At 46.3% G+C, this 23,208-nt stretch carries 26 protein-coding genes; 13 read left to right on the top strand and 13 right to left on the bottom strand.

Going from position 1 to position 23,208, the window contains the following annotated elements:
• Positions 1–19 precede the first annotated feature (19 nt).
• A complete protein-coding gene (locus tag ACM64D_RS03250) occupies positions 20–1,540 on the top strand; it encodes an Rne/Rng family ribonuclease (RefSeq protein WP_415061757.1) in 1,521 nt (506 codons plus the stop codon).
• 33 nt (positions 1,541–1,573) lie between these two features.
• On the opposite strand, the gene ACM64D_RS03245 is transcribed toward ACM64D_RS03250, so the two are convergent.
• Positions 1,574–1,894 (bottom strand): helix-turn-helix domain-containing protein, encoded by a 321-nt coding sequence (locus ACM64D_RS03245; protein ID WP_415061756.1) that lies wholly within the window; start codon positions 1,892–1,894, stop codon positions 1,574–1,576.
• Between the two features lie 91 nt (positions 1,895–1,985).
• Here ACM64D_RS03245 and ACM64D_RS03240 point away from each other — a divergent pair, with 91 nt between their 5' ends.
• Positions 1,986–2,648: a hypothetical protein gene (locus ACM64D_RS03240; protein ID WP_415061755.1), complete on the top strand. Its 663-nt coding sequence runs from the start codon at positions 1,986–1,988 to the stop codon at positions 2,646–2,648.
• Here ACM64D_RS03240 and ACM64D_RS03235 read toward each other — a convergent pair.
• On the bottom strand, positions 2,645–3,307 hold the full coding sequence (locus ACM64D_RS03235) for a hypothetical protein (RefSeq protein ID WP_415061754.1): 663 nt from the start codon (positions 3,305–3,307) through the stop codon (positions 2,645–2,647). The genes ACM64D_RS03240 and ACM64D_RS03235 overlap by 4 nt on opposite strands.
• Before the next feature lie 299 nt (positions 3,308–3,606).
• Between ACM64D_RS03235 and rplU the strand changes: the two genes are divergently transcribed.
• From rplU to ACM64D_RS03210, 5 genes are all read left to right on the top strand, one after another.
• Positions 3,607–4,173: a 50S ribosomal protein L21 gene (rplU, locus tag ACM64D_RS03230; RefSeq protein ID WP_415061753.1), complete on the top strand. Its 567-nt coding sequence runs from the start codon at positions 3,607–3,609 to the stop codon at positions 4,171–4,173.
• Positions 4,174–4,200: 27 nt separating this feature from the next.
• On the top strand, positions 4,201–4,461 hold the full coding sequence (rpmA, locus tag ACM64D_RS03225) for a 50S ribosomal protein L27 (protein ID WP_063205653.1): 261 nt from the start codon (positions 4,201–4,203) through the stop codon (positions 4,459–4,461).
• A 183-nt stretch (positions 4,462–4,644) separates the two neighbouring features.
• Positions 4,645–5,673, top strand: coding sequence for a GTPase ObgE (obgE, locus tag ACM64D_RS03220; RefSeq protein ID WP_415061752.1), 1,029 nt, complete (start codon positions 4,645–4,647; stop codon positions 5,671–5,673).
• Positions 5,673–6,704, top strand: a complete 1,032-nt coding sequence (gene nadD, locus ACM64D_RS03215) for a nicotinate (nicotinamide) nucleotide adenylyltransferase (protein WP_415061751.1) — start codon at positions 5,673–5,675, stop codon at positions 6,702–6,704. Before obgE ends, nadD begins: the two co-directional genes overlap by 1 nt.
• 2 nt (positions 6,705–6,706) lie before the next feature.
• The gene (locus ACM64D_RS03210) at positions 6,707–7,177 is read left to right on the top strand and encodes a 23S rRNA (pseudouridine(1915)-N(3))-methyltransferase RlmH (RefSeq protein ID WP_415061750.1); all 471 of its coding nucleotides are present in this window, start codon (positions 6,707–6,709) and stop codon (positions 7,175–7,177) included.
• A gap of 3 nt (positions 7,178–7,180) precedes the next feature.
• Here the strand turns inward: ACM64D_RS03210 and ACM64D_RS03205 are convergent, their stop codons facing one another.
• Positions 7,181–7,993, bottom strand: a complete 813-nt coding sequence (locus tag ACM64D_RS03205; protein ID WP_415061749.1) for a protein-glutamine glutaminase family protein — start codon at positions 7,991–7,993, stop codon at positions 7,181–7,183.
• 746 nt (positions 7,994–8,739) lie between these two features.
• Here ACM64D_RS03205 and ACM64D_RS03200 point away from each other — a divergent pair.
• Both ACM64D_RS03200 and rimO read left to right on the top strand, forming a co-directional pair.
• Positions 8,740–9,390 (top strand): LolA family protein, encoded by a 651-nt coding sequence (locus ACM64D_RS03200; protein ID WP_415061748.1) that lies wholly within the window; start codon positions 8,740–8,742, stop codon positions 9,388–9,390.
• Positions 9,387–10,760, top strand: a complete 1,374-nt coding sequence (rimO, locus tag ACM64D_RS03195; protein ID WP_415061747.1) for a 30S ribosomal protein S12 methylthiotransferase RimO — start codon at positions 9,387–9,389, stop codon at positions 10,758–10,760. The genes ACM64D_RS03200 and rimO overlap by 4 nt, the downstream gene beginning before the upstream one ends.
• Here the strand turns inward: rimO and ACM64D_RS03190 are convergent.
• Positions 10,757–11,953 carry a tetratricopeptide repeat protein gene (locus ACM64D_RS03190; protein ID WP_415061746.1) on the bottom strand — a complete coding sequence of 399 codons (1,197 nt, stop codon included), beginning with the start codon at positions 11,951–11,953 and terminating at the stop codon, positions 10,757–10,759. The genes rimO and ACM64D_RS03190 overlap by 4 nt on opposite strands.
• Before the next feature lie 97 nt (positions 11,954–12,050).
• Here ACM64D_RS03190 and ACM64D_RS03185 point away from each other — a divergent pair, with 97 nt between their 5' ends.
• From ACM64D_RS03185 to ACM64D_RS03175, 3 genes are all read left to right on the top strand, one after another.
• Positions 12,051–12,860 carry a hypothetical protein gene (locus ACM64D_RS03185; RefSeq protein ID WP_415061745.1) on the top strand — a complete coding sequence of 270 codons (810 nt, stop codon included), beginning with the start codon at positions 12,051–12,053 and terminating at the stop codon, positions 12,858–12,860.
• 104 nt (positions 12,861–12,964) lie between these two features.
• Positions 12,965–13,348 carry a DUF2203 domain-containing protein gene (locus ACM64D_RS03180; RefSeq protein ID WP_415061744.1) on the top strand — a complete coding sequence of 128 codons (384 nt, stop codon included), beginning with the start codon at positions 12,965–12,967 and terminating at the stop codon, positions 13,346–13,348.
• Positions 13,345–14,964 (top strand): NAD+ synthase, encoded by a 1,620-nt coding sequence (locus ACM64D_RS03175; protein ID WP_415061743.1) that lies wholly within the window; start codon positions 13,345–13,347, stop codon positions 14,962–14,964. The genes ACM64D_RS03180 and ACM64D_RS03175 overlap by 4 nt, the downstream gene beginning before the upstream one ends.
• 6 nt (positions 14,965–14,970) lie before the next feature.
• Here the strand turns inward: ACM64D_RS03175 and ACM64D_RS03170 are convergent, their stop codons facing one another.
• Positions 14,971–15,591, bottom strand: a complete 621-nt coding sequence (locus ACM64D_RS03170) for a PolC-type DNA polymerase III (RefSeq protein ID WP_415061742.1) — start codon at positions 15,589–15,591, stop codon at positions 14,971–14,973.
• Positions 15,592–15,618: 27 nt separating this feature from the next.
• Here ACM64D_RS03170 and ACM64D_RS03165 point away from each other — a divergent pair, with 27 nt between their 5' ends.
• Positions 15,619–15,966, top strand: coding sequence for a 2Fe-2S iron-sulfur cluster-binding protein (locus tag ACM64D_RS03165; RefSeq protein ID WP_415061741.1), 348 nt, complete (start codon positions 15,619–15,621; stop codon positions 15,964–15,966).
• Here the strand turns inward: ACM64D_RS03165 and ACM64D_RS03160 are convergent.
• From ACM64D_RS03160 to ACM64D_RS03125, 8 genes are all read right to left on the bottom strand, one after another.
• A complete protein-coding gene (locus ACM64D_RS03160; protein ID WP_415061740.1) occupies positions 15,963–17,171 on the bottom strand; it encodes a hypothetical protein in 1,209 nt (402 codons plus the stop codon). The two genes, ACM64D_RS03165 and ACM64D_RS03160, sit on opposite strands and share 4 nt — an antisense overlap.
• Entirely contained in the window at positions 17,168–18,484 is a 1,317-nt protein-coding gene (locus ACM64D_RS03155; RefSeq protein ID WP_415061739.1) for an ArnT family glycosyltransferase, read from the bottom strand. Before ACM64D_RS03155 ends, ACM64D_RS03160 begins: the two co-directional genes overlap by 4 nt.
• Before the next feature lie 2 nt (positions 18,485–18,486).
• Positions 18,487–19,554: a helix-turn-helix domain-containing protein gene (locus tag ACM64D_RS03150; RefSeq protein ID WP_415061738.1), complete on the bottom strand. Its 1,068-nt coding sequence runs from the start codon at positions 19,552–19,554 to the stop codon at positions 18,487–18,489.
• Positions 19,554–20,309, bottom strand: coding sequence for a tetratricopeptide repeat protein (locus tag ACM64D_RS03145; protein WP_415061737.1), 756 nt, complete (start codon positions 20,307–20,309; stop codon positions 19,554–19,556). Before ACM64D_RS03145 ends, ACM64D_RS03150 begins: the two co-directional genes overlap by 1 nt.
• A 23-nt stretch (positions 20,310–20,332) precedes the next feature.
• Entirely contained in the window at positions 20,333–21,514 is a 1,182-nt protein-coding gene (locus ACM64D_RS03140) for a class I SAM-dependent RNA methyltransferase (RefSeq protein ID WP_415061736.1), read from the bottom strand.
• A 21-nt stretch (positions 21,515–21,535) separates the two neighbouring features.
• Positions 21,536–21,961 carry a nucleoside-diphosphate kinase gene (gene ndk, locus ACM64D_RS03135; protein ID WP_415061735.1) on the bottom strand — a complete coding sequence of 142 codons (426 nt, stop codon included), beginning with the start codon at positions 21,959–21,961 and terminating at the stop codon, positions 21,536–21,538.
• 12 nt (positions 21,962–21,973) lie between these two features.
• Positions 21,974–22,276, bottom strand: coding sequence for a hypothetical protein (locus ACM64D_RS03130; protein WP_415061734.1), 303 nt, complete (start codon positions 22,274–22,276; stop codon positions 21,974–21,976).
• A gap of 102 nt (positions 22,277–22,378) precedes the next feature.
• Complete coding sequence (locus ACM64D_RS03125; RefSeq protein ID WP_415061733.1) at positions 22,379–23,143, bottom strand: hypothetical protein; 765 nt, start codon at positions 23,141–23,143, stop codon at positions 22,379–22,381.
• Positions 23,144–23,208: the final 65 nt, after the last annotated feature.

Genomic DNA, 23,208 nt, shown 5'->3' with positions numbered 1-23,208 from the left:
GCGGCTCTGGGAGGAAACTGTGTCAGCTGAAATTCTCATAAATGTAAGACCTCAAGAGACTCGCGTTGCCTATGTTGATGCTGGGATTCTTTCCGATCTTAAAATTGAACGAAAAACATCCCCCACCTTGGTCGGGTCTATTCATCGTGGAACAGTCATTCGGGTTTTGCCCGGAATGCAAGCGGCGTTTGTGGATATTGGTCTAGATAAAGCGGCCTTCTTGTACGTGGGCGATATCCGCGAAGACGTGGACGATAATTTTTTATCTAGCGTAGATCGGGAAGAGCCCTTGGAAATGGAAGGCGATGACGACAAACTTCCGACAACAAGCAATAAAACACCTATTCAAGAGCTTCTAAAAGAAGGCCAGTCCATTCTTGTTCAAGTTGCCAAAGATCCTCTGGGAACCAAAGGAGCTCGTTTGACGACGCACCTTTCGCTGCCAGGCCGTTTCGTGGTGTTTCTGCCCACGGTACGCCATCTGGGAATTTCTCGTCGTATTGAGGACGATACCGAAAGAGAGCGTCTTCGTAAGCTAGTGCAAAAGATCAATCCTTCCGGTGGTGTGATCGTGCGCACGGCGGGTGAGGGAGCCTCTGAAGAGATGTTAAAAGCGGATATCGAATACCTCGACCGCTTGAGCAAAGAGATCTTTAAAAACTATGAAAAGAAAAAAACTCCCGGCAATGTTCACACGGAATTGGATGTGGAGCTGCGCGCACTCCGAGATCTAATGAGTGAAGATGTCACGAGCGTTTGGGTTGATAATGTTGAGATTCACAAAAAAGTAGTGAAGTTTGTGTCTCAGTTCATGCCGAAGTATAAACAGAATATCGTACTTTACGAGGAGCAAAAACCGCTCTTTGATCTTTACGATATCGACATTGAAATTTCTCGCTCTATGGAGCGAAAGATTTGGCTGAAGTCGGGCGGATATATTGTCATCGACGAGGCGGAAGCCTTGGTGGTGATAGACGTGAACACCGGAAAATTTGTCGGCAAGAAGGATCTTGAGGACACGATCTTAAAAACCAACTTAGAAGCGGTTCGTGAAATCGCCCATCAACTGCGAATTCGCAACTGTGGTGGAATTATCATTATTGATTTTATCGATATGGAAAAAGAATCTCATCGTGAGAAAGTTTTAGAGGCCCTGGCCGAAGAACTCCAGCGCGATCGTGCGCGCACAAACATCGTTTCCATGTCGCAACTGGGCCTGGTTGAAATGACCAGAAAGCGCATTCGCCCAAGTCTTATCAAGACACTGTGCGAGCCGTGCTCTTACTGTGATGGCAAGGGATACATCAAGCGAAAGTCCACCGTGGCGAATGAAATCTTCCGCGAGTTGGAGCGCGATGCCGATATGCTCATCAATAAGAAAACCAACGTGGTGGTTCACTGCCATAGCGAAGTGGTGGACTGGATTTATGAGGTTGAAGGGGAGAGCCTTGAGAATATTGAGAAAAAACTGGGTCGTTCCGTCGCGTTTAAAATTGAGCCCAATTATCACATAGAGCAATACGAAATCTTCTTTGTGTAGGCCGCCCCCGAGACTCTTCCCTGGCGGCAGAGTCTAGTTTCTGCTTTTAGATGAAGCTTTGGTCGCCTCACGCTCTGCATTTAAGATCGCCTTGTTTTCCTCAACAAATCTCTCGCGTAAAGTCTGGCGTACGATTTCAATCTGCGCCTCAAGAATCACGTTAAATAGAACATCTGCATCAATCTTATAGATTTTAGCCAATTTTTTAAGGGTCGGAATCGGAGGTTGAGATACACCCCTCTCCCAGTTGGAGATGAACTGAGCTGTGTTGTAGCCAAGTTCGTTGGCCACGTCTCTTTGTGATAATCCCTGGGCTTCACGACAGTTTCTTAAGAAATCGCCACATTTATTCATCAAATTCTCCATAAACAAAAATAATTTTTACACCGAATAGGGAGGGCATCAAGAAAAATGCGTTTGTGTTTAGAAATTACGGAGGATTCAAATGGAGCTCAGTTACCGCCTTATTGATATGACAAGTCACCGCAGCGAGGAAGAGGTGCACCTTGTAAACACCTGCTTCCAACATTGGTATGGCATTTTTAGCCAAGATGTAGAAGCTCGTGGCGCCACTCTTAATAAAGATGAATTTCATCGCGCGAAAATTTTAGCTGTTCTTCAATCTGGAGACGCGGTGGCTGGATTTCATCTATACAGTATGTTTGATCTCAGAGAGCAGCCCTCATTGGCGCATTCCTATCTCAAGGCCCTACCCGATGTTGCGAAGTCGTTGATGCTAGATCGAGGCGTTCACTCGGTTATGGCGATGGAGTACCTGACAGTGACGCCGGAGTTTCGATCAAAAGAATATGCTGGGGTGAAGATTGCGGAACTTGTTATTCGCCTGGGCCTTCATGTTCTGTCTGATCTGGGGCTTGATTCGGCTTTGGGCGTTGCGCGTGCGGATAGAAAAGTGAACACTCTTGGCGACAGCATTGGTTTTGAGGAGATTGCACTTATGGAAAAGTACAATAACAAATGCAATCTGATGCTTTTTGATCGCAAGAGATGCAAGCTTTTAGGAAATCCCTTCACCCTTAAAGCGGTAGAGAATCTGTGGAATCAAAGACATCAGAGTGGTCGAGTTCGCAAACCCGCGGCCGCTTAAGAAAGCACGAGCTTGAGTTTTTCTATGGCAGCAGCCCCAACAAGGGCTCTGCCTAAGTAAACTGGAGCTAGAACTTTTATATCCACCTCGCAGGAATACTGCTTCTCCGACTTGATTTCGGTGACGAGGTGTCTGGGAATGTCAGGAACAAAAGGGGCCTTCTTTTCGCCTGAGATAAACAAGTGCACAAGCTCTTGTATCTTCAGAGTGATGGCCTCGTCGCGGTGGTAGAGCTTCCAAAAGGGAGCCGAAAACATCTCGTCAGGCGCATAGCTTGAATAATCAAAAAGCTCAGGGTTAAAAAAGAGACGTTTGAAATCCATACTATAGATCTCGACGACATCACCATCGCGAATAAGTTCCGTGAAGGAGGGGTCGACATAGAGGCCAAGTCTATCAAAATAATATCGGAACAAATTTTTGGTCTTCGCGGTGTCGAGGCCCTGAGCAACAAACTCTTCAATAAGTGAACACCAGTTGTGGATCTCCCGGATGCCGAGGGCCCGTTCGTCGGCCTCTACCGGCGAAAAAGCTTCTTGTTTGGGCAGAGGATTCAAATAGATGCGCCCCGTGGACTTTAAGACATTCTTAAGTCGGCTCCAGGCCTCTTGATACTCTTGGTCGGAAGAGCCGCTTTCTATGTGAATGGTTTCTAGCATGGACCTAAACTACCATTGTTTACATCAGACTCAAGTTGAAAACTAACGCACGGGGACCCCCCACCCCGTGACGACGGGGTGGCTGCCGAGTTTTGGCTATAAACTGTTGAAAATACTGACTTTAGTTGAAACGCTGGACCTCCTCTAATTTATATAAAATGATTTGCATTTGAGGGGGGCTCAGGCTAACCTCTCTTTCTCCCTTAAAAAGCTGAAAAAAAGAGCATGTAATAGGTTGACAAAGCCTACTGCAAGGTGGCATTTACGATGGGCTTAATTCGGGTAGCTGGAGGTAATACATGTACGCGATTATTCGTACAGGCGGAAAACAGTATAAAGTTCAAGCTGGTGACGTAGTTCAAGTTGATAAGCTTGATCAGAAACTTGGCGCTGAGTTTGATATCAACGAAATTTTGATGGTTGGTGGTGAGTCCACTCATGTTGGTCAACCTCTTGTTAAAGGCGCGAAAGTAACTGTTGTAGTTACAAAACAAGCTAAAACAAGAAAACAAATCGTCTTCAAAAAGAAACGTCGTCAAGGTTACAGAAAGTTTGCGACTCACAAACAAGAGTTCACAGAGCTTTTTGTTAAAGCAATCACTTCTCCTGATGGAAAAGTGGCTAAGACAGACGAATCTGCAAAGGTAGTAGACGTTGCAGCAGTTCGTGCAGAAAAAGCACAAGCTCGCGTAGCCGCTCGTAAAGAGCGCGCAGCGAACAAAGGAACTGCGGAAGTTGTTAAGAAAGCGGCTAAAAAAGTAGCGAAAAAGAAAGTTGCTAAGAAAGCAGTTAAAAAGACTGCGAAAAAAGCAACTAAAACTGGCGCGAAGAAAAAAGCAGCTAAGAAAACTTCCAAGAAAGCTTAACTTTTAATTCTTTAAGAGAGGTTAGTCATGGCAAGTAAAAAAGCCGGTGGTAGTACGAAGAACGGTCGTGATTCACAGAGTAAACGACTTGGTGTGAAAAGATTCGGTGGAGAAAAAGTTCTTCCAGGAACAATCATTGTTCGTCAACGTGGAACAAAATTCCACTTGGGTAACAATGTTAAAATGGGTCGTGACTACACGATCTATTCTGTTATCGAAGGTCTTGTAAAGTTTGAACGTTTCTCTAAAGAGCGTTTCAAAATCAGTGTTTATCCTAAAGCTGTCTAGTCTGCTTTCCGGCTCAGCTGGAAAAGATTGGTAGTTTCGATAAGCACCAAGATTTTTTTTCAATACATAAAAAGGAGCCACTCTTGGCTCCTTTTTTGTTGTATAGACCATCCATGGTCTAAACCCCTTCGGGGCTTCCGCTCAAAAATGCTATAGTGGCGTTCTTGCGTATACGGTGCTGTTATGAAGTTTATCGATGAAGTAAAAATCACTTTAGCCTCTGGTCGCGGCGGACCTGGTTGCGTCAGCTTTCGCCGAGAAGCTCTTTTGCCTCGTGGCGGGCCCGATGGCGGTAATGGTGGAAAAGGTGGAGATGTAATTATCCACACTTCTCGCCACATCAATTCTCTTGTCGATATTCGCCAGAACAAACGATATGCCGCTCAAAATGGTCAAATGGGAATGGGTCGTCAGAAGTCCGGACAGGACGGAGAAGATCTTATCCTGATTGTTCCCCAAGGAACGGTTTTCCGTAACTTGGAAGGGGAGATCCTTGTCGATATGACAGGAGTTTCCGAATACACTCTGCTTAAGGGTGGCCGTGGCGGTATGGGGAACGAGTTCTTTAAGAACAGTATCAACCAGGCTCCGGACTATGCGCAGCCAGGTGAAGAAGGCCAAGAAATCGAAGTTAAATTAGAGCTTAAATTGATCGCCGACGTGGGAATCATTGGTTTTCCCAACGCGGGAAAATCGACTCTGATCTCTCGGATCTCTGCGGCGCGACCTAAAATTGCGGACTATCCTTTTACAACTCTCACGCCTAATTTGGGTGTTGTTAAAGCCGGGGACTACACTTCATTTGTGGTGGCCGACATTCCTGGTCTTGTGAAGGGCGCTCATGCGGGTGTGGGTTTGGGCATTCAATTTTTAAAGCACATCGAGCGTACACGTCTTTTTATCCATCTTATCGATGCCTCGGGCTTGTCGGGTCGCGATCCTCTCGATGATTTTAATGATCTCAACTATGAGCTGAAGATGTATGATGAAAACAACCAAGAAAAAGAGGGCTTTTTTCCTTTGGCGACGCGCCCTCAATTTGTTGTTCTCAACAAGATCGATACTTTAGGTGAAAACCAACTTATTAAACTAAAGAACAAATTCAAAGAAGTGACGGGCTCTGAGCCCTATGCGATTTCTGCTGTGACAGGTAAGAATATCAAAGAATTCATCCAAGAACTCGCACGTCAGATTTTGAAAGAGGAAGAATAATGAAAATAGGAATTTTTGGAGGCAGCTTCAATCCTCCACACATGGGACATCTTAACGCTATTCAGACGGTTGCAAAAAAGGCCGGTCTTGGAAAAGTTCACGTTGTGCCTGCGGCGCAAAACCCACTTAAAACTCCTGTTGAGGGGCCGACAACGGAGCAGCGTCTTGAGCTAACTCGTTTGGCGTTTGAGCAATATGGCGACATGTATTTTGTCGACGATCAAGAAATCAAGCGCGGCGGAATGAGTTACACTGTTGATACGGTCATGAATCTGCGCAAGACCTACGAGGCCTCGGATTTGTATCTTGTTGTCGGAGCTGACAAATTTGAAGAGCTGGCGCAATGGAAGGATTTTCAAAAGCTTCTGGCTGAAACAAATCTCATTGTGACCACTCGCCCTGGATATGAAACTCCGGAGTCTTTAGAAGAGATGCCGGGATATTTGAAACCGTATGTTTCTGATTTTGACTTCAACTTTATTGAGCTGAACACGGGTCGCAACATTCAATTTATCACTTTGCGTGACATCGAGATTTCTTCTAGCGAAGTTCGTAAGTGGCTTCGCACGGGAAAGCCGGTTGAGAAATATCTTCCTCTGGCGGTTGAGTCCTACATTAAAGAGCACAAGTTATACAGAAACTTGGGCGATCGTATTGGTGACTATAAGAAGTTCACCGAGTTCTGTGCGAATGTCCTCTTCTCTAAGAAAGGGATTAATGTTCGTGCTTATGATTTGACGGCAAGCTCAGCTCCCAGTGAATACACTTTGATTGCATCGGGAACATCAACCCGTCATGCGGCGGCGATGGCTGAAAATATCGTTACAGCGGTAAAAGAAGAATACAATCTGCACCCACAAAGTGTAGAGGGCATCGACGAGGGTCGCTGGGTTCTTGTGGACTACGGCTCTTTGATCATTCACATCTTCTATGATTTTGTTCGTCAGGAATACAGTCTTGAAAATCTTTGGAGAGAAGGTAAGGACCTAGACTTCAAAGACCCATACGTAGGAAAGCCTGAGGCGCAGTAATCATGAAATTCATTTTGTACAATCTCGCCACTGCGAAAGAGGCGTGGGCTGATGAAGTGAGCGAGTTGTACAAAAAGAAAATCTCTTTTTTTGTTCCCTTTGAAATCCAATCTTTAAAAGCAAAGAAGTCGGCTCGCGAAGATGCCGACTTTAAGCGTAACGAAGAGTCCGAACTCATTCTTAAAAATCTGAATAGCGATGACTATGTCGTTCTCTTTGACGAGCGCGGCTCTTCTTTTGATTCTATTCAGTTTTCAAAAAAGGTTGAGAATATTTTAGGAAGTTCTAAAAAACGGGCGATCTTTATTATTGGCGGCGCCTTTGGGGTTAATGAAGAGGTTCGTCGTCGCGCGGATTTAAAGGTGGCTCTGTCGCCCATGGTGATGAATCACCTGATGGCCCAAGCGATGAGTTTAGAGCAAATCTATCGGGCCTTTACGATCATTAAAAAAATACCGTATCACAATATTTAGATCTTAGTCTTTTAGCCAAGGCGGATTGTTGCCAAGCTCCTGTTCGGGATTGCGTTTGAGCTCGAGAATTCGGTTCCACTCGTCTTTTAAGAAAGATTTCTGCTCCCACACGGCGTCCTCTTGGGAAATGGCTCGTGGCTGATAGCAGTCTGCCGCGGGATCAAAAGTGCCATGTGAACAAATTGAATATTGAACGAAGGTTTGGTTTCCACCGACAAGGTTGTGCCATTCCGACATAGTCAAAGGTCTCTTGGGCTCAAGGGCCGGATCAAAAACATAAGCGACATCGCCAACACGATAGGAAACGGCGACGTGATACCACCATTGCACGGACCCCGTGGGAGAGTTTTTAGAGGCGGCAGAGAGATTGCCAAAAACAAAGACCTTTTTAGGCTCCGGAAAGTGGTGATTTAGAAGTTCGAATTTAGCAACCTCAGCACGGGCATAGCAGCCGTCGTCAGGATACATCCACGTGATGCGACGAGGGAAGTTGGCATTCTCAGTGGCAAGAAAGCGGGTATCACGAATATAGAAAAATTGATTTTCAAGATCGGCCAGTGAGCCGACATCAGGGATTTCATTCAGGTCTAAGTTTTTAAGGGGTTTTTTGGCTCTTTCCGCAGAAACATAACGACCCGCTGTTTCGATTTTCCCAAGAGCCGGAAAAGGAACGCCGAGGTTATGAATAAAAAAATGGCGGTCGCGAGCGGCCTCATAACTTTCGTTATAAAGACGATGAGCCGAAAGGCCTCTGGTGGAGGCCATGGTGACCAGTGAAAAACCTAAAGAAAGAATGAGCGCGAAAAAGAACTTCATAAATCCCTCGATGCTTCATTTCTAGGCTTCCCTTTGGGGGCTGTCAAAGATTTTGCAGGAAAACTCCGTTATGAAATTGATATCGAATTTATTTACAAAACATTGCTCATGCTGTCTGAACTGCGGATCCCTGTGGAGCGGGGAGGGGCTGTTGTGTCACCCTTGTCTTCAGACCCTTCATCGACTGAGAGTCACGGATCCCATGACCGTTTCCGCCCTGCCAGTTCAGGCTTTATACAGGTGGCATCCAGGTCAAAGTGATATGCTGTCGCGCTTAGTTCTGGCCCTGAAGGGCGGGAATCAGCGAGACGCCTGGAGGTTCTACGCGCGAGAACTCAGTCCGAGACTGGCTTTAACACTGTCGCCAAAGCAGCGTCTGTGTATCGTGCCGGCACCTTCAAGCAGGCCTCAAACGGAGGACCACGCCTTTCTGTGGGGTGAGGCCCTGGCAGACTCTTTAGGTGCCCATTTTGAACCGATACTTAAGAAAACCCAATCTCATCACCAGCGAGGAGCTGATCGTGGGGAGCGTGCTCTGCTGGAGATGGAGACTATTGAAAATTATACAGGGAGTGTGGACTTCTCGACGAAAACCCGCTGGATTCTCGCTGACGACATCGTGACAACGGGAGCGACCGCAAGGGCAGCATTCCAGGCTCTTGGAAGTCCTCCTCACTTTGAGGTCTGGGCTCTGGCCCAGAGGAGCCTCTCTTGCGGAGCGTCCAGGGATCTGCTATAAAACGCGGATGTTTCAAAAACTAAGTATCTTGTTTTTCGTAGTGGTGTTTTCGATGGGCACTCATGCGGCCACGGCCGAAATGAGCGCTCTTCAAAAAGTTGCAAAAAAGTACCGCGCTTCCAAGCTTGTGGAAATGAGCGTGGAAAAGTCGGTGAAGTCTGAGCTTCTTGGAAAAGAGACGAAGTATAGCGGCAAAATCTATCTGGGAAATGGAAAGTTTCGTTGGGAGAATACAACTCCCGAAAAGACACTTCTTGTTTTCGACGGCACCACAATCTGGAGTGAACAGACTCCGCCCAAAGAGTTTGGTGGCCCTGTACAAGTGGCTAAAGGCAAGGTGGATAAAAAGAATCGCTCGCATGTTTTGATTTCCTCTCTTTTGGGAGCCGATCTTTCGAAGAACTTCAAGGTTGTCAACGAGCGAACTGTGGGCGGTCTTCTTAAGTTAGACGTTGAGCCTCTTTACGACGATCTTTCCGTGAAATCTTTGAGTGTGGTGTTGGATCCTGATGCGAACACGATGAAAGAGATTTCTTATAAAGACGACATTGGGAATCTCACAACGATGATTTTTTCAGATGTGAAATTCCTAAAAAAAGAAAAAAAGAGTTTATTTAAATATCAACCACCCAAAGGTGCACAGGTAACAGATCTATGAAGCAAGAGACTACTGAAAATAAAAAGGTTCATTTTATCTCTTTGGGATGTCCCAAAAATTTGGTGGACAGTGAGATCATGGCCGGAACTTTGATGAAGGACGGTTATCAGGTTGTCGGTGAGGCGGAAGAAGCTGATACGGTCATTGTCAATACCTGTGGGTTTATTGAAGACTCTAAGAAGGAATCCATCCAGCGCATTCTGGATATGAGTGACCTTAAGCAAGATGGGAAAATTAAGAAGGTTGTCGTCGCTGGATGTTTAACTCAGCGATATAAAGACGAGCTTGTCGAAGGTCTTCCCGAGGCGGACCTCTTTGTCGGATCTGGCGAGTTTCAGAATATCTCAAAAATTTTGAAGAATTCAGACGCGGGCGACACCAAGAAGACTTTCTTTAATCTTCCGACCTATTTGCAGGAAGAGGCAACTCCACGCGTGAACTCGCAGCCAGGACATCGCGCTTACCTTAAAATTTCTGAAGGGTGCATGAAAAGGTGTGCTTTCTGCGCGATTCCTCTGATTCGTGGAAACCTACAGTCTCGTTCCATTGACGCCATCGTCGCGGAAGCCCGTCTTTTGGTGGCCGGTGGAGTTAAAGAATTGATTATTATCAGTCATGACTTCACAGACTACGGATGGGATCTTCGTCGTAAAGATCCAACGCGCAAGGAAAGCCCTGTAGAGCTTCTGAAGGCGCTCGATCAGGTTGAGGGTTTGCAGTGGATTCGTCTGATGTATCTATATCCAGATGGAATCACTCAAGAGATGGTTCAGGTTATTAAGAACAGTAAAAAAATCGTGAAATATTTCGACATGCCTTTGCAGCACATCAATGACGATGTTCTAAAAAGCATGAACCGCAAAATGACTCGCGATGAAATTGAAACTGCGTTGATGAACATTCGCGAGCACATCCCCGAGGCGGTGATTCGCACTCAATTTATCGTGGGATTCCCCGGCGAGACGGCAGAACAATTTGAAGAGCTTTTGCAATTTATCTCAGATCAACAATTTGATCGCGTGGGCTGCTTTAAATATTCTCCAGAAGAAAATACGCCTGGTGGAAAAATGGAAGCGCAGATTGATGAAGAGACAAAACAATACCGTCACGATGCCGTGATGGAAATTCAACAAAATATTTCTCGTGAAAAGCATCGCGACTTTATTGGAAAAACAATTGAAGTTATCGTTGAAGGCTTCAGCGAAGAAACAGACTTGTTGTTGCAAGGTCGTTTCTGGGGTCAGGCTCCAGACATCGACGGTGTTGTTTTGATCAACGATGGCGAAGCTAAGGTCGGCGATATGGTTAAGGTCCACATTACCGATAGTTTGGAATACGATCTCGTGGGTGAGATCGTATCTGAAAATTAGAACGTACAGGTTTCGGAAGCTTCTTCGAACTTACCGACCCATTGAGAATTTTTCTGATTTCTTAATATTGTGGTGGCTCTTCTAAAGGCCACCGCATTTTTTTTGTCGTATTTGCAGGCGTTTTTATAGGCCAGCAAAGAAAGTTCGAATTTACGAATCTCAAACGACGAAGTTGCAAGTCCCAACCAAGAACGAGCGGCTTGAGCGTCGGCCTCTGTTCCCTTTTTGTAGAGCTTCATGGCTTCTACATAGTTCTTTTGATCCTCTAGAAGCTTTCCATAATGATATTGCGCTAATTCAGATTGTGGAAAGTCTTGAGAGGCCTTCTTTAACGTATTAAGAGCCGTTTTATCTTCGCCGATCGCCTTATAGCAGACACCCAGGTAGACATACGCATCAGCCACTTTGGGGTCTTTGGCGATCGCATCTTTGCACATCTGAATGGCGGGTTCATAAGTTCCGTCCATCGTGTTGATCTCACAAAGTCGTCTTAGATATTGAGGTCTCGCCCCAATGTTTTGGACCATGTCTTGAAAAAGAATGCGCAATTCATAGAGGTTTGGCGGAACGCGCTTCTCATAAAGAGCGATAAGGCCATCATAGGCGGGTTCATATTTCGGATTGAGTTCTACCGCCTTTTTGTAATTTTCCATGGCGTCCTTGTTCTTTCTTAAAAGGACATAGGCATTCCCCATCAAGCTGTAGGACTCAAAATCCTTGTCGTTCTTACCCAGAATAACATTCAAGGCACGAATCATTTCGCTGGGCTCTTGGCGTTTTTCATGAGCTCGGGCCAACAAGAGAAGACTTTTGCGATCAATTTTATCGACGTGTTTCCACAGCAATAAAGTGACTTTTTCGTACTGCTCTTTTTTATAGAGTTCTTCGGCCAGTTGCCCAATCAGCGCCACATTCTTGGGACCTGTGCGGATTTCCTTTTTTAGACGTTCAATCTTTTCATCGCTGGTCTCAGTCGACGTCGACGGTGGAGTGGCCGCTGTCGGTGCGGGGGCCGCAGGCTTTGAGGCTTTTTTGCTGTCAGGTGTGGAGTTGTGAACCTCCTCTTCGAACAGGGAGAACTCGTCCTTTTCCTGCCCCGAAGTCTGGGCCGATGCCGGCTCAGTGACCAATAATGAGACAAAAGCCAAGAAGAGGATAAATAGGAAGCGATTGAAATTCAGTCCATTCATCATATGTTGTAGTATGACCTAAATGCTATCGCGAGTGAAGAAAACTCAATTTACTTCTAGACTAGAGACTGCGGGTGGGCTGAATAATCGTGGCCAGGCCATGGTTGAATACGTCTTGATGCTGATTATTTCAGTTTCGCTTGTTTTGGCTTTGATGACTCAAGTTTTTAAACCCTTCGGAGAATTCGTAAATAATTACATGGGTAAGTATGTGGGCTGTTTATTAGAGTATGGGGAGTTGCCCTCCCTAGGCTCCAGTGAACCCTCGGCCGCAGATGAAGACTCTGAATGCGATAAGAAGTTTGATCCAGCCTCCATGGCAGGCGGACGACCTCCGACAAGTACCGGTCAAAATGGAGACGGCACGGGCCAGTCCAACTCACAAAAAAGCAGTTCTGGGGACTCTGGCGGGGGATCTTCTGGCGGAGGCTCCTCGTCCTCTTATGCGGGCTCGGCTTCGCGAGGTGGGGGCCGCAACATGATGAGTCGTCGCCGACCCTCGACGGGCATTGAGGGAGGCGATCAGGCCGGGAGCGGCAAGGTTGTCGAGATTGCGTTAGACAACGGTGGCAATGGGGGCTTTTTTAGGGCCAGCAACGGGGCGAGATATCTGGGCCAAGGCAGAAAGACGTCTTCGGTTGCCATCTCTGGATTGACAGATGCTGAGCGCAAAAAGCTGGAAAAAAAAGCAGAGGGCTCGGGACGAGTGCTGGTTACAGGGGAGAGCTTAACCCCCCCACCTAAAAAAACAACCGTAAAGAAACCGGAGCCCAAGGCCGAAGTCAAAGAGGACGAACCTCTGACGGTTGGAAATTTTATACGTTACTTATTTATTGCCGCGTTGGTCATCGCTTTGGTGATTTTCATTGGCGGTCAAGCCCTGCAAATGTCTAAGAGTTTTGAAAAATAATCTGCATCGCGTTTAAAAATTCTTCATAGAAATTCTTAAGTTGTCTGTCATCGCGTTAATTTCTTGAAACACTTCAGTCTTTAATAGATACAGCCTCATCAGACATGCGGATGGGGGAAGTTCAGTTGGAAAATGTGGTTGAGATCAATCGCAAAAAGTTTTTTACGTTGCAAGAGGCGCGTCAACTCCTTCCGTTGATCTATCGTATGACCGAGGACTCAAGCCGCGAAGTCAAAGCTCATCTGAATCGTATCGATGCTTATTCCGACAAAGCGCACCCCTCCGTGGCGGCCATCGAGGAGCAGATTAATGCCATCATCGATCGCTGGCAGGTGAAGATTGAAAAGTTAGGGGCTGAGCCGAAGGGCCTATGGATGGCCGATTTTGATAACGGTGATGGTTACTTCTGCTGGAAGTTTCCCGAAGTTGAAATTAATCATTGGCATGGCTACCAAGATGGCTTTTCTGGGCGTATATTAATTGAATGAGAATTGCGTTAGCCCAAATTAATCCGACTCTTGCCGACTTTGAATTCAATCAAGAAAAAATAGTTTCCTTTATTCAACAAGCTCAACAGCGAAAATGCGACCTTGTCGTATTCCCGGAGTGCGCTTTGTTTGGATACCATCCGTTTGATCTTTTAGAAAGATCAAAGCTTGTTGAAAAGCAAGAAGCGGAATTTAAGAAGATCATTAAAAAAATTCCTCCGGGCTTAGGGGTGATCTTTGGGCTCATCACAAAAAATCCCAACAAAAAAGGCCGACCTTATTTCAATAGCGCGGTCTTTTTGGCTAAGGGGCAAAAGCCTCGTTTCTTTCACAAACAGCTTTTGCCGACAGGTGATGTTTTTGATGAGGCTCGTTTCATAGAACCAGGCGACTTCTCAAAAAATTATTTTCAGTGGAAGGGAAAGAAGTTCTTCCTGACCATCTGTGAGGACATCTGGGCTTGGGAAGATAAAAAAGGCCACTCTGCTTATGCCGAGAACCCTCTTGCGAAAGTAAAAAAGCAAAAGATTGATATGGTCATCAACCTTAGTGCATCGCCGTACTTCGTGGGCAAAATGGCGAAACGAGAATACGTAACGACGAAAACGGCGGCATACTTTAAGGCCCCTATCATGTATGTGAATTTAGTTGGGGCCCAGGATGAAATCGTTTTCGATGGGGGCAGTTTTGTTCTCGATAAAAAGGGAAAGAAGATTTTAAGCTGCCATCAGTTTGAAGAGGACATCAACGTTATTGATATAGACACTTGGGAAGTTTGGAATAAAACCCCCAAGCTTTCCGCCACAGAGGAATTACGAAGAGCCTTGGTGTTGGGAATTCAAGACTTCTGTAAAAAAACGGGTTTAAAAAAGATTCATTTGGGATTAAGTGGTGGAATTGATTCCGCTGTTGTTGCTGCATTGGCTGTTGATGCTGTGGGGCCAGGCCAGGTGATGACTTTTGGCTTGCCGGGGCCGTTCAATGCTCCGCAAAGCCTCCGTTTAGCGCAAGAGTTGGCGAAAAATCTTGGCGTAGGCTTTCAAGTTGTCGACATCAAATCGATGTATGAGGGAGTTTTAAAATCTCTTGAACAGGGTTTGGGTTTATCGGGCTTTGGAGTTGTTCACGAAAACCTTCAGGCTCGTCTGCGTGGCATGACCCTGATGGCCTATTCGAATAAAGAAAACAGTCTTCTTCTTACAACCAGTAATAAGAGCGAGTATGCAGCTGGCTATTCAACTTTGTATGGAGACATGTGCGGCGGGTTGGCTCCGCTTGGTGATCTTACCAAGGGGCAAGTCTATGAGCTGGCTCGCTATTATAATCAACAGGGCGAGGTCATTCCTGTGGAGATCATTGATCGTGCCCCGTCGGCAGAGCTTCGCCCGAATCAAAAAGATCAAGACACATTGCCACCTTATGAAGACTTGGATAAATCAGTGAGCTATTTGGTGGAAAGGTCGGGGGTTGCAAAGACAGCGACGGATAAGTGGTTGCTTCCCGTATTGATGCGCACTGAATTTAAAAGATGGCAAGCGCCACCTGTCGTGAAGGTGTCACAGCACTCTTTTGGGCGAGGAAGACGTTACCCCATCGCTCACAAAGCGAAGGAATAGAGGGGCTTAGAGAAGCCCTCCAAAGAGGTCCATTTGTTTTGGTTGTCTTACGATTTGTGGAAAGCGAAGTTCGGGCTTTCCGGTAAGTGCGACCAGATTTCCTATTTGAGGAGCCTGTCCACCGATAGAGATTCTTTTCACCATTTGGTGGAAAAGATGTCCACAATAAGAAGCATCTTCCTCGGCGCGGTGAAAGTCTGTTGTTGGAATTTTTAAATGTTGAACCAAAGTTCCCAATTTATAGTTCGGAAGACCTGGGAAAACCTTACGTGCAATTGGAAGTGTATCGAGAATAAGTCCCTTCGGAGCCACTGTTTCATATTTTTTGATATCAGCAGTTAAAAACTGGGCGTCAAAGGGAGCATTGTGGGCCACCAAAATATCATCGCCGCAAAATTCCGCCAAAGAAGGCAGAAGGCTCTCGATAAGAGGCTTCCCTTTAACCATGTCATCGGAGATTCCGTTCACTGCAGAGGCACCGGGAGGAATGGGACGTTGAGGATCAACAAGCGTGGCAAAAATGGCTTCAGGTTGGCCATCAATGAAGCGCACGGCTCCAATTTCAACGATTTGGTCAACGCCTGGTACAGTTCCGGTGGTCTCTAAGTCAAATGCTATGAATCTCATAAAAATATTGATACAAAATGCAGGAGGGTGTTTCAACTAAAGAGTGACCTTTTGAAGGAGTTCCTCAGCGTGAATCCTAAGTCTGGAATATATATAAACTTTTTACCCGACCACCCTCATGTCCCAGTGAGTCAAAAAGATCAATCCGTCTTAGATGTGGCTTTGCGCGCGGGCATTGAGATTAATCACACCTGTGGAGGCCATGGAACCTGCGGAACTTGCCTGGTCCAAGTGGTGGAAGGCCTTGAGAGGCTGGAGCCACGAAATGAAATCGAAGCAGAGATGGCCGAGGATCGGGGTTTCCGCAATGAAGAGCGCTTGGCTTGTCAAACCTGCCCGATCGCGGGATTGTCTGTGCAAATTAGAAATCCTTAGGGCTTTACAAAAAATGGATTGGTGTAGATCCAGGTAATCCATTTTTTAGCATCAGGAAGCGGCAGCATGGGGCTGACTCTGACTTGGATGCGATAGGCGCCAGGTTCCGAGATAGGAAAAACGACTTCGGGATCATTGATTTTAGCTATGGCTTCTCCATTGCGATAAATAACAATCTCAAAAAAGTCTTTAGGTTTTGAGGGAAGACTGATTTTCAATAACATGTTTTTAGTCAGCTTCACCTCAGAGCCCATCAAATGGGATTTATTTTCTTCTTCCAAAGTCGCGACAAATCCTTTGGGGTCTCCCAACATATCCAGCGCCATATAGAAGTTTCCATTTTTAAGGGCATTAAAAACTTTCACGCGGTCACTATTAAAGCTTCCGGTCAGCTCGGACTTAAGAAGAAGGTGATTGCTCATGAATTCAAAAGATCGTTTATAGGAGGGAAAGCGAATAAAGTAGTTTGCCAAAGGAATTGCGCGAGCCGAAGCCTCTGTTCCTGCATAAACGACAATACGACGCTGTTGGCTTAGTTTGTCTAAAAGTGCAATTTCATCAGTCGGTTCGGTATAGAGGCGAAGAAAGGCCAAACTAGGATTAAACGGATAAATCGCCAAACTCCAAATGGTAGAAATTTTTGACTCACTCCAGGCGCGATTCACCAAACTTTTCAGATTCAAAAGTTCAAAGCCATCAAGGCCACTGGGGATTTCCCCCGTCCAAGAGTAACCTGCCTTGTAGGGGTGTGCCAGGATTGTCAGGGAGTCTTTGTTAGCACCTGTTTTTTGAGACAGAAGATCCGAGAGTTTAACTTGAGCGTCACCCAGGTTGTTGCCGACTCCTTCTTGGGTGAGAGAATAATAAATCAGTCGCGAGTCCAGATAGCTATACTTCCCTGCAGAAAAAACTAAAAGATTTCCATGGTAGGACTCAAATGTCGTCGGCATATTAAAGACGTTCACATCGGTGAACATCAGAAAATCAAGGTTGGCAAGTTTCGCAGAGGCGATGACAAAACTGGATGAGGCTGAACCGCTGCTGAGATCTGTATGAACGTTTAGTACGCCTTTGTAATCATTGAGGCTGCGAGAGTGCTCGCGGGCGATTTGCGGTGGAACGACGGAGGTTTCGTACTGATTGATATAAAATCCGTACAAGAAATAGCTCACCAGCAAAAAGGAAATCGTGATCAGTGCTTTCATGGTCTATTGAATTCCAACAGGACAAAATCAGGAGCAATTTTTCTTACTTCCTTCATTTGCCATTGTTGTTGATAAATCCAGTCCGGTAAACCATTTGCCTCTCGCTTCACCAAATAAAAACGATTCCCCTGGGGGATGGCCTCAGGAAGAGTGTCAAAAAAATCCCAACGACTGATTCCTTTAAGTTTAAAAGTGGGAACTTTGCTAAAATACCAGATTGAAGAGGCCATTTGATAGGAACTGGCATAAAGCGGGCTGACTTCGTGAGCGACCTGGCTGAGTTGTTGAAATAAATAGGGCTCTTCAATTTTGTCATTCAAGCGGCGTAAGTTCGGAATAAAAACGGTGCCGATAACGACTGAAACTACGGCGCCCCAAAAAATCACATAGTATTTCAGCCATTGTTGGATTTTGGGATGGAAGAGAGCCAACGCCAAAGCGGCTGGATAGGCAATAATGGGCCAGTTGGCTTCAACAAGGGCTCGAAAAGATGTCAGCAAGAAAAACAGCCAGGGCCCCCACGCAAAATAGGCAAGCCAGCGAAGGGATTGGGGAGGTTTTGAACGTAATGCCGCCCAGAACACCAAGGGAAAAAGAATTAGAATCTGACCAAGAATATAAGAAAGGGTCCACTCGGGATTATAACTTGTTTTCTCTAATCCATGTTTTAACTGAAACTCAAAAGATGCAAAACCGTTTTGCGCATTCCAGATAATAACAGGTGAACAAAACAAAAGGCCGGCAAGGATCGTAAGAACCACGCCGGACCAACGAACCTCTTTCCATTTCTTTTCAGCGAAAAGATAAACCACCAAGCAGGGCACAAACAAAACGATATGGTACTTTGAGGTAAAACCCAGGCCCAAAGAGGCTCCAAGGGCGGCATACGAGGCGAGGGACTTTGTCTGCAGGGCCTTAATGGCAAACAAGATAGAGAGGGACCAGAAAAACAACACAGGAAGATCCGGCGTGATGATCAAAGATCCGAAGCCGAGCAAAGGAGAGAACAAAACGAGATACGTCCACACCTTGAATTTCTCCAGGGGGAGGTGATCTTTAAGAATCAAAAACCACAGTCCGATCACACCGTGGCCAAGCATAACGGCGGGCCAGCGAACGGCGTTCATCAGAGGCTCTAGAAAATGCCCCAGATAAAAGAGCCAGGACACCATGGGCGGGTGATCAAAGTAACTGAGTTGGGGACGTTGTGACCAGACCCAGTAATAGGCTTCATCGGCACTGAGGGGAATGAGTGCCGCAAGTACAAGTTTGACCAGGAGGCTAAGGCCCCAAAGGCGCTTTAAATCTTTCAATTTTAATAACTCAGCTTAATGGGTTTACCCAAGTCTCCGGGAATGCCGATTTCTTTTCCGTTAAGGATCAGATTGACCGCACCACCGTTAGAAAAATTAATTTTAAGACCGCTCTTGCTTTTGAAGGTGTGAACCTGCTCTGCGGAAAGCTTAATTTTCTGTGGCTTTCCATTCGGAGCGGAATATTCGATTTCGACGGTATCTAAAGCTTCTACGATCAACTCGACAGGCTTATTAGCTTCTGCGGGCTTTGGAGTTGGGGTCGGCGTAGGACTTGCTGCCACGGTCGGGGTGGGAGTTGCCGAAGGTGTCGGTGTCGCCACAGGTGAAGAAGTGGGTGTCGCAGAAGGTGTTGGCGTCGCCTTTACGGAGGCCGCGGGAGTGGGTGAGGGCATCGAAACTGGAGCCGGTGTCGGGGCGGGCGTCAGAGTGCTCAAAGGTCCCGGCGTCACGGCGGTTTCAGCGCCTGTATCCACCTCTGTGAGTGGAGAGGTTTCCGTCGCAACGGGGGTGACCCCTTCGATAGTTTGAGCCACTTCATTGCTGGGGACTTCGGCCTCTTTGGAATATTTGTCGATCATTTTCTTGGTGAAGATAATCAAACCAACAAGAACAACCCCGACAATCGCGATTGCGATTGTTTTGTTTGTTTTATTTTCTTGAAGAGACTGAAGTCCATCCGATTTGCCGGAGGCAGGAGGCGTTTTGCGAATCGGCGTGACTGTCGCAGCCTCAGAAGGAGCCGGTGCGCTTTCTGTGGCACCGACAGGGGCTTGTTCTGTCGCGGATTGAGGCTGAACTTCATCTTCGACACGGATGTAAGGTTTTGGTTTTGTCGAGCCCATCTCTTCATAAAAAACAGCGAGAACTTTTTCAGAATCAAGATGAAGAAAGTTAGCGTAACTTTGCACAAAGCCGCGCAAGAAGGTTTTTGCGGGAAGATGGGCATCATCTCCCTCTTCGATGGCTTTTAAAACTTTGCTGTTAATTTTTAAAGAAAGACCAATTTCATGAAGAGAGAGGCCTTTTTCTTCGCGGGCTTTCTTTAAAATTTCGCCAGTCTTTTTCATCAATGTCCCTTTCGAATCAAGCTGAGCATTCCCTTGGCCTTGTCTCGGTACTTCCCGGTGGGATAGTACTTTATCAACTCTTCAAATCGTGCGACTGACTTTGATTTGTCGCCCAATCGATAGTAGGCCAAGGCACTGTAGTAATGGGGTTCATCGTACAAGTTTTTTTGACAGAATCCAATGGCGCGGTCCAAAGCTTCCGCAGCCCTTGTGTAGTCTTCTGTTTCAAAGAAGGTGCGGCCGAAGTAAGTGCTTGCCACACAGTCATCGGGAGTCGTGTTAAGAACTTTTATGAAGGCTGCGCGAGCGGGTAGGTAGTCCTTTTGATTGAACTTCGCGAGGCCTAAATTAATATAGGCCTTTTCGGGGCTGGCATAGGTGAGATCATCAATCACGACTTGCAGTTCTTTTTCCGCTTCAGAGAACTTTCCTTCTTCGATCAAAACGCGAGAAAGATTATTTCGGGCTTCAGAATATTTAGAATCCAGGCTCAAAGCCTTGCGAAGATGTTTTTCAGCCAGGTCATAACGTTCGCGGAAAAAATAGACTAAACCGAGGTTATTTTGGGTGACCGGATTGCTGGCATCCAGCTCTTCGGCTTTGAGAAGGTCGCGAAGGGCATAGGGATAGTTGCCACTTTCGAGTTGGGTTGTACCCAATCGAAGGTAGAGGTCAGCCTTATTCTTATCCTGCTGCCCCCAACTGGCGCAACCCAGCATGGCAAGCGAACAGAGAGCGATAATCCATTTACGCATGTTAAAAAGGTATCATTAGAGGACTAAGAGTCAACCCTGAGCTCTGCAATAGTCTCAACATGGTCGGTTTGAGGAAACATCTCAAAGGCTTGAACCCGTGCGAGCTTCATGGGAGTACCTAGTTTCTGTGACCACGCAAAGATCCAGTTAAGATCTCGCGCCAGAGACACGGGATGGCAACTGATATAAATGATTCTCTTGGGTCGAGCAGCGGCAAGGGCGCGCATGATATACTCACTGGCTCCGGCCCGGGGAGGATCTAAAACCACAAGATCTTGGGAACCAATCACGGCTCGACGCATGTAAGACTCTACATCTGAAAGAAAGTACTTCATGCGTTTTTCTTTGATCTTAGATTTGGCCTTTTCGACCAACTTAGGATTCAACTCGACGCCTGTGATTTGAGCATTTTTAAACTTCTGGGCAAAGGGAAAGGTAAAGTTTCCTGCCCCGGCATACAGATCAAAAATATTCTGATAGTCGTTTTCTCCGGCCCAGTCGAGAGCTGTTTGGACAAGATCTTCATTCTGAAAGCGATTGACCTGAGAAAAGCCAATGCCATCGTCTTCATCGGTGATCAGCCCATAACGAACAGAGCCTTCTTCAGAGATGTACATTTCAAGGCGTTGAAGCTCTTTAGAGTTCTTTTGTTGAGCCCAGGTTTTCACCTCAGAAAACTTTTGAGTGAGCGCCTCTTCAGTGATCAGGCAATCCGTGATTTCCACAATGTCGTGAGAGTTTCTGGCGAAAAACCCAAACTGATTGTGTTTAAATTTGGGCTGGATGCGATTGCGATATCTTAAAGAACGAGGGCTTTCCTTGATAGGCAAATAGTCAAAACTCAAAGAAGGATTGAACTTCTTGATTGTTTCTAGAACAAGCTGTTCCTTCTGTTTTCGTTGTTCAGCTTCAGTGAGGTGTTGCCAATTGCAACCGCCGCAAACAGAGGCCACCGGGCAGGGAGGCTCGCGACGAAATGGACTTGGCTTAAGGACTTCGACAAGCTTTGCTTCGGCGAAGTTCTTTTTGACTAAGGTCACTTCCGCAAGGACGTCTTCATTGGGCGCTGCTTGAGGAACGAAGACAACCACGCCTTCATGTCGCGCGACTCCAGCACCGCCAATGGCAAGTTTTTCTATATGCAGTTTGATCTTAGAACCAAGAAGGGGAGCTTGTGCTCCCCCCTTGCTTGTTTTTGCAGACATTAGAGTCTCTCAAAAAAATAATTAAACGTTGCAGATTTCTTGTTTTTCAAAGAACAAAGCAAGTTCGCGAGCAGCTGAAGCCGCGCTGTCAGAACCGTGAACAGCGTTTTCACCAACGTTGTCGCCGAATTTAGCGCGAACAGTGCCTGCATTGGCTTTTTTAGGATCAGTAGCACCCATGATTTCGCGGTTTTTCAAAACAGCGTTCTCACCTTGTAGGCACATCAAACAAACAGGTCCAGAAGTCATGAAAGAAACAAGTTCGCCGAAGAAAGGGCGCTCTTTGTGCTCAGCATAGAACTCTTCTGCTTTTGATTTAGAAAGAACAGTGATTTTTGCAGCAGCGATTTTCAAGCCGTTTGCTTCAAACATGCTGATGATGTCGCCGATCGCATTTTTTTTCATTGCGTTGGGCTTAATGATTGAGAAAGTTTGTTCGATAGCCATGGAATCTCCTTTTTATTTACAAACTGTTTCAGATACTTCAAAGAACTTTGGAGTTTTAACGAATTGAGTGACACATGTCCACTCTTGGTTGCGTCCGGTGTGCATGTTCCTAACGACCAGTTGAGTCTCGACGGCCAGCTCGTTTCCGGGGGCTGCCGTGGTAAAATCTTGGGAGGTGATCTCGTAAGTCTGATCGCCATTTAAAAGATTCAAAGTCTCTTCTACGCTTTCGGTGGTCATGATCACGATTTCATCGATACGACCGGCGAAGGCAGGGCTTGCGGCCAACAGTACAAAAACTAATAATTTCTTCATGTTAGGTCTCCTGATGGGCCTACATATGCGCTTGGCCCCGGGATGCTGTCAATGAAATTTGCCGCCAAGGGTCATGGCGTGCACTATATTCATCCGGGCCACTTAAAAACGGAAGATAAAACTCACACCCAGGGTGAGGCCTCTGCTTTCGGCACAGACGGGTTCCGGGGCACATTGAGGGCGAAAGGCAGTCACCGAAGTGCTTTCCTGCGTGCCTTTTTCTAGAGCACCGTTGATGGTGTCTACGATGCCCGCCGCTGCGTTGATAATGCCTTTGGCTTGAGAACGACTTGGGGATTCAATCTCACCCTTGCTAAAAACAAGACGGCGTCCAACAGAAGAGACAATCTTTTCATCTTTGACTTCGTTTTGGTGAGGCGCCGCTCTTAACATAAAAGAAACAGTGAGAACACGGTCCCGCCGCTCTTGCATGCCGCCAAAATCTGCCTGGCGAAAAATAGTGATATTTGACTTTTCTCTCTGACTGAGGAGTCTGAAGTACTGATTATTGTGTTCGGAGCGAGGAAGGAAAAACATCACCCCTAATGTTGGGTGAGTGATAGAGGCCAGAGTTTGGCGTTTTTGGTTTGTATCTTCAGAAACAACGTCCGCCAGGTAATCAAATTCAGAAATGGACTTGGTGATGACGACAACACTGATAGGGTTTCGCCCATCCTGAGCGCAGATATTTGAGATATTTGCTGACGTCAACCCGGCCACTCGAGTTCGAGAGGATTCGCAAGCGGCGTGGTCTCGGGTATCGACGGCGATAATAAGACCTCGAGAAAACGAGTCCTCATCGGCGAACGATAAAAGAGGGCACGCGACAATCAACAATGAGGCAAAGAGGCTCGTCATTTTCTTCATGTGAGCATTTTTATCATATGAGGGAATTCTTCGGGGGGCGAATGGATGGCTTGGAAAATTATATG

This window comes from Bdellovibrio sp. (assembly GCF_047637665.1).
Classification (GTDB): domain Bacteria; phylum Bdellovibrionota; class Bdellovibrionia; order Bdellovibrionales; family Bdellovibrionaceae; genus Bdellovibrio.
The sequence above is the reverse complement of the archived record's forward strand: the minus strand, read 5'-3'. Positions and strand labels throughout refer to the sequence as shown.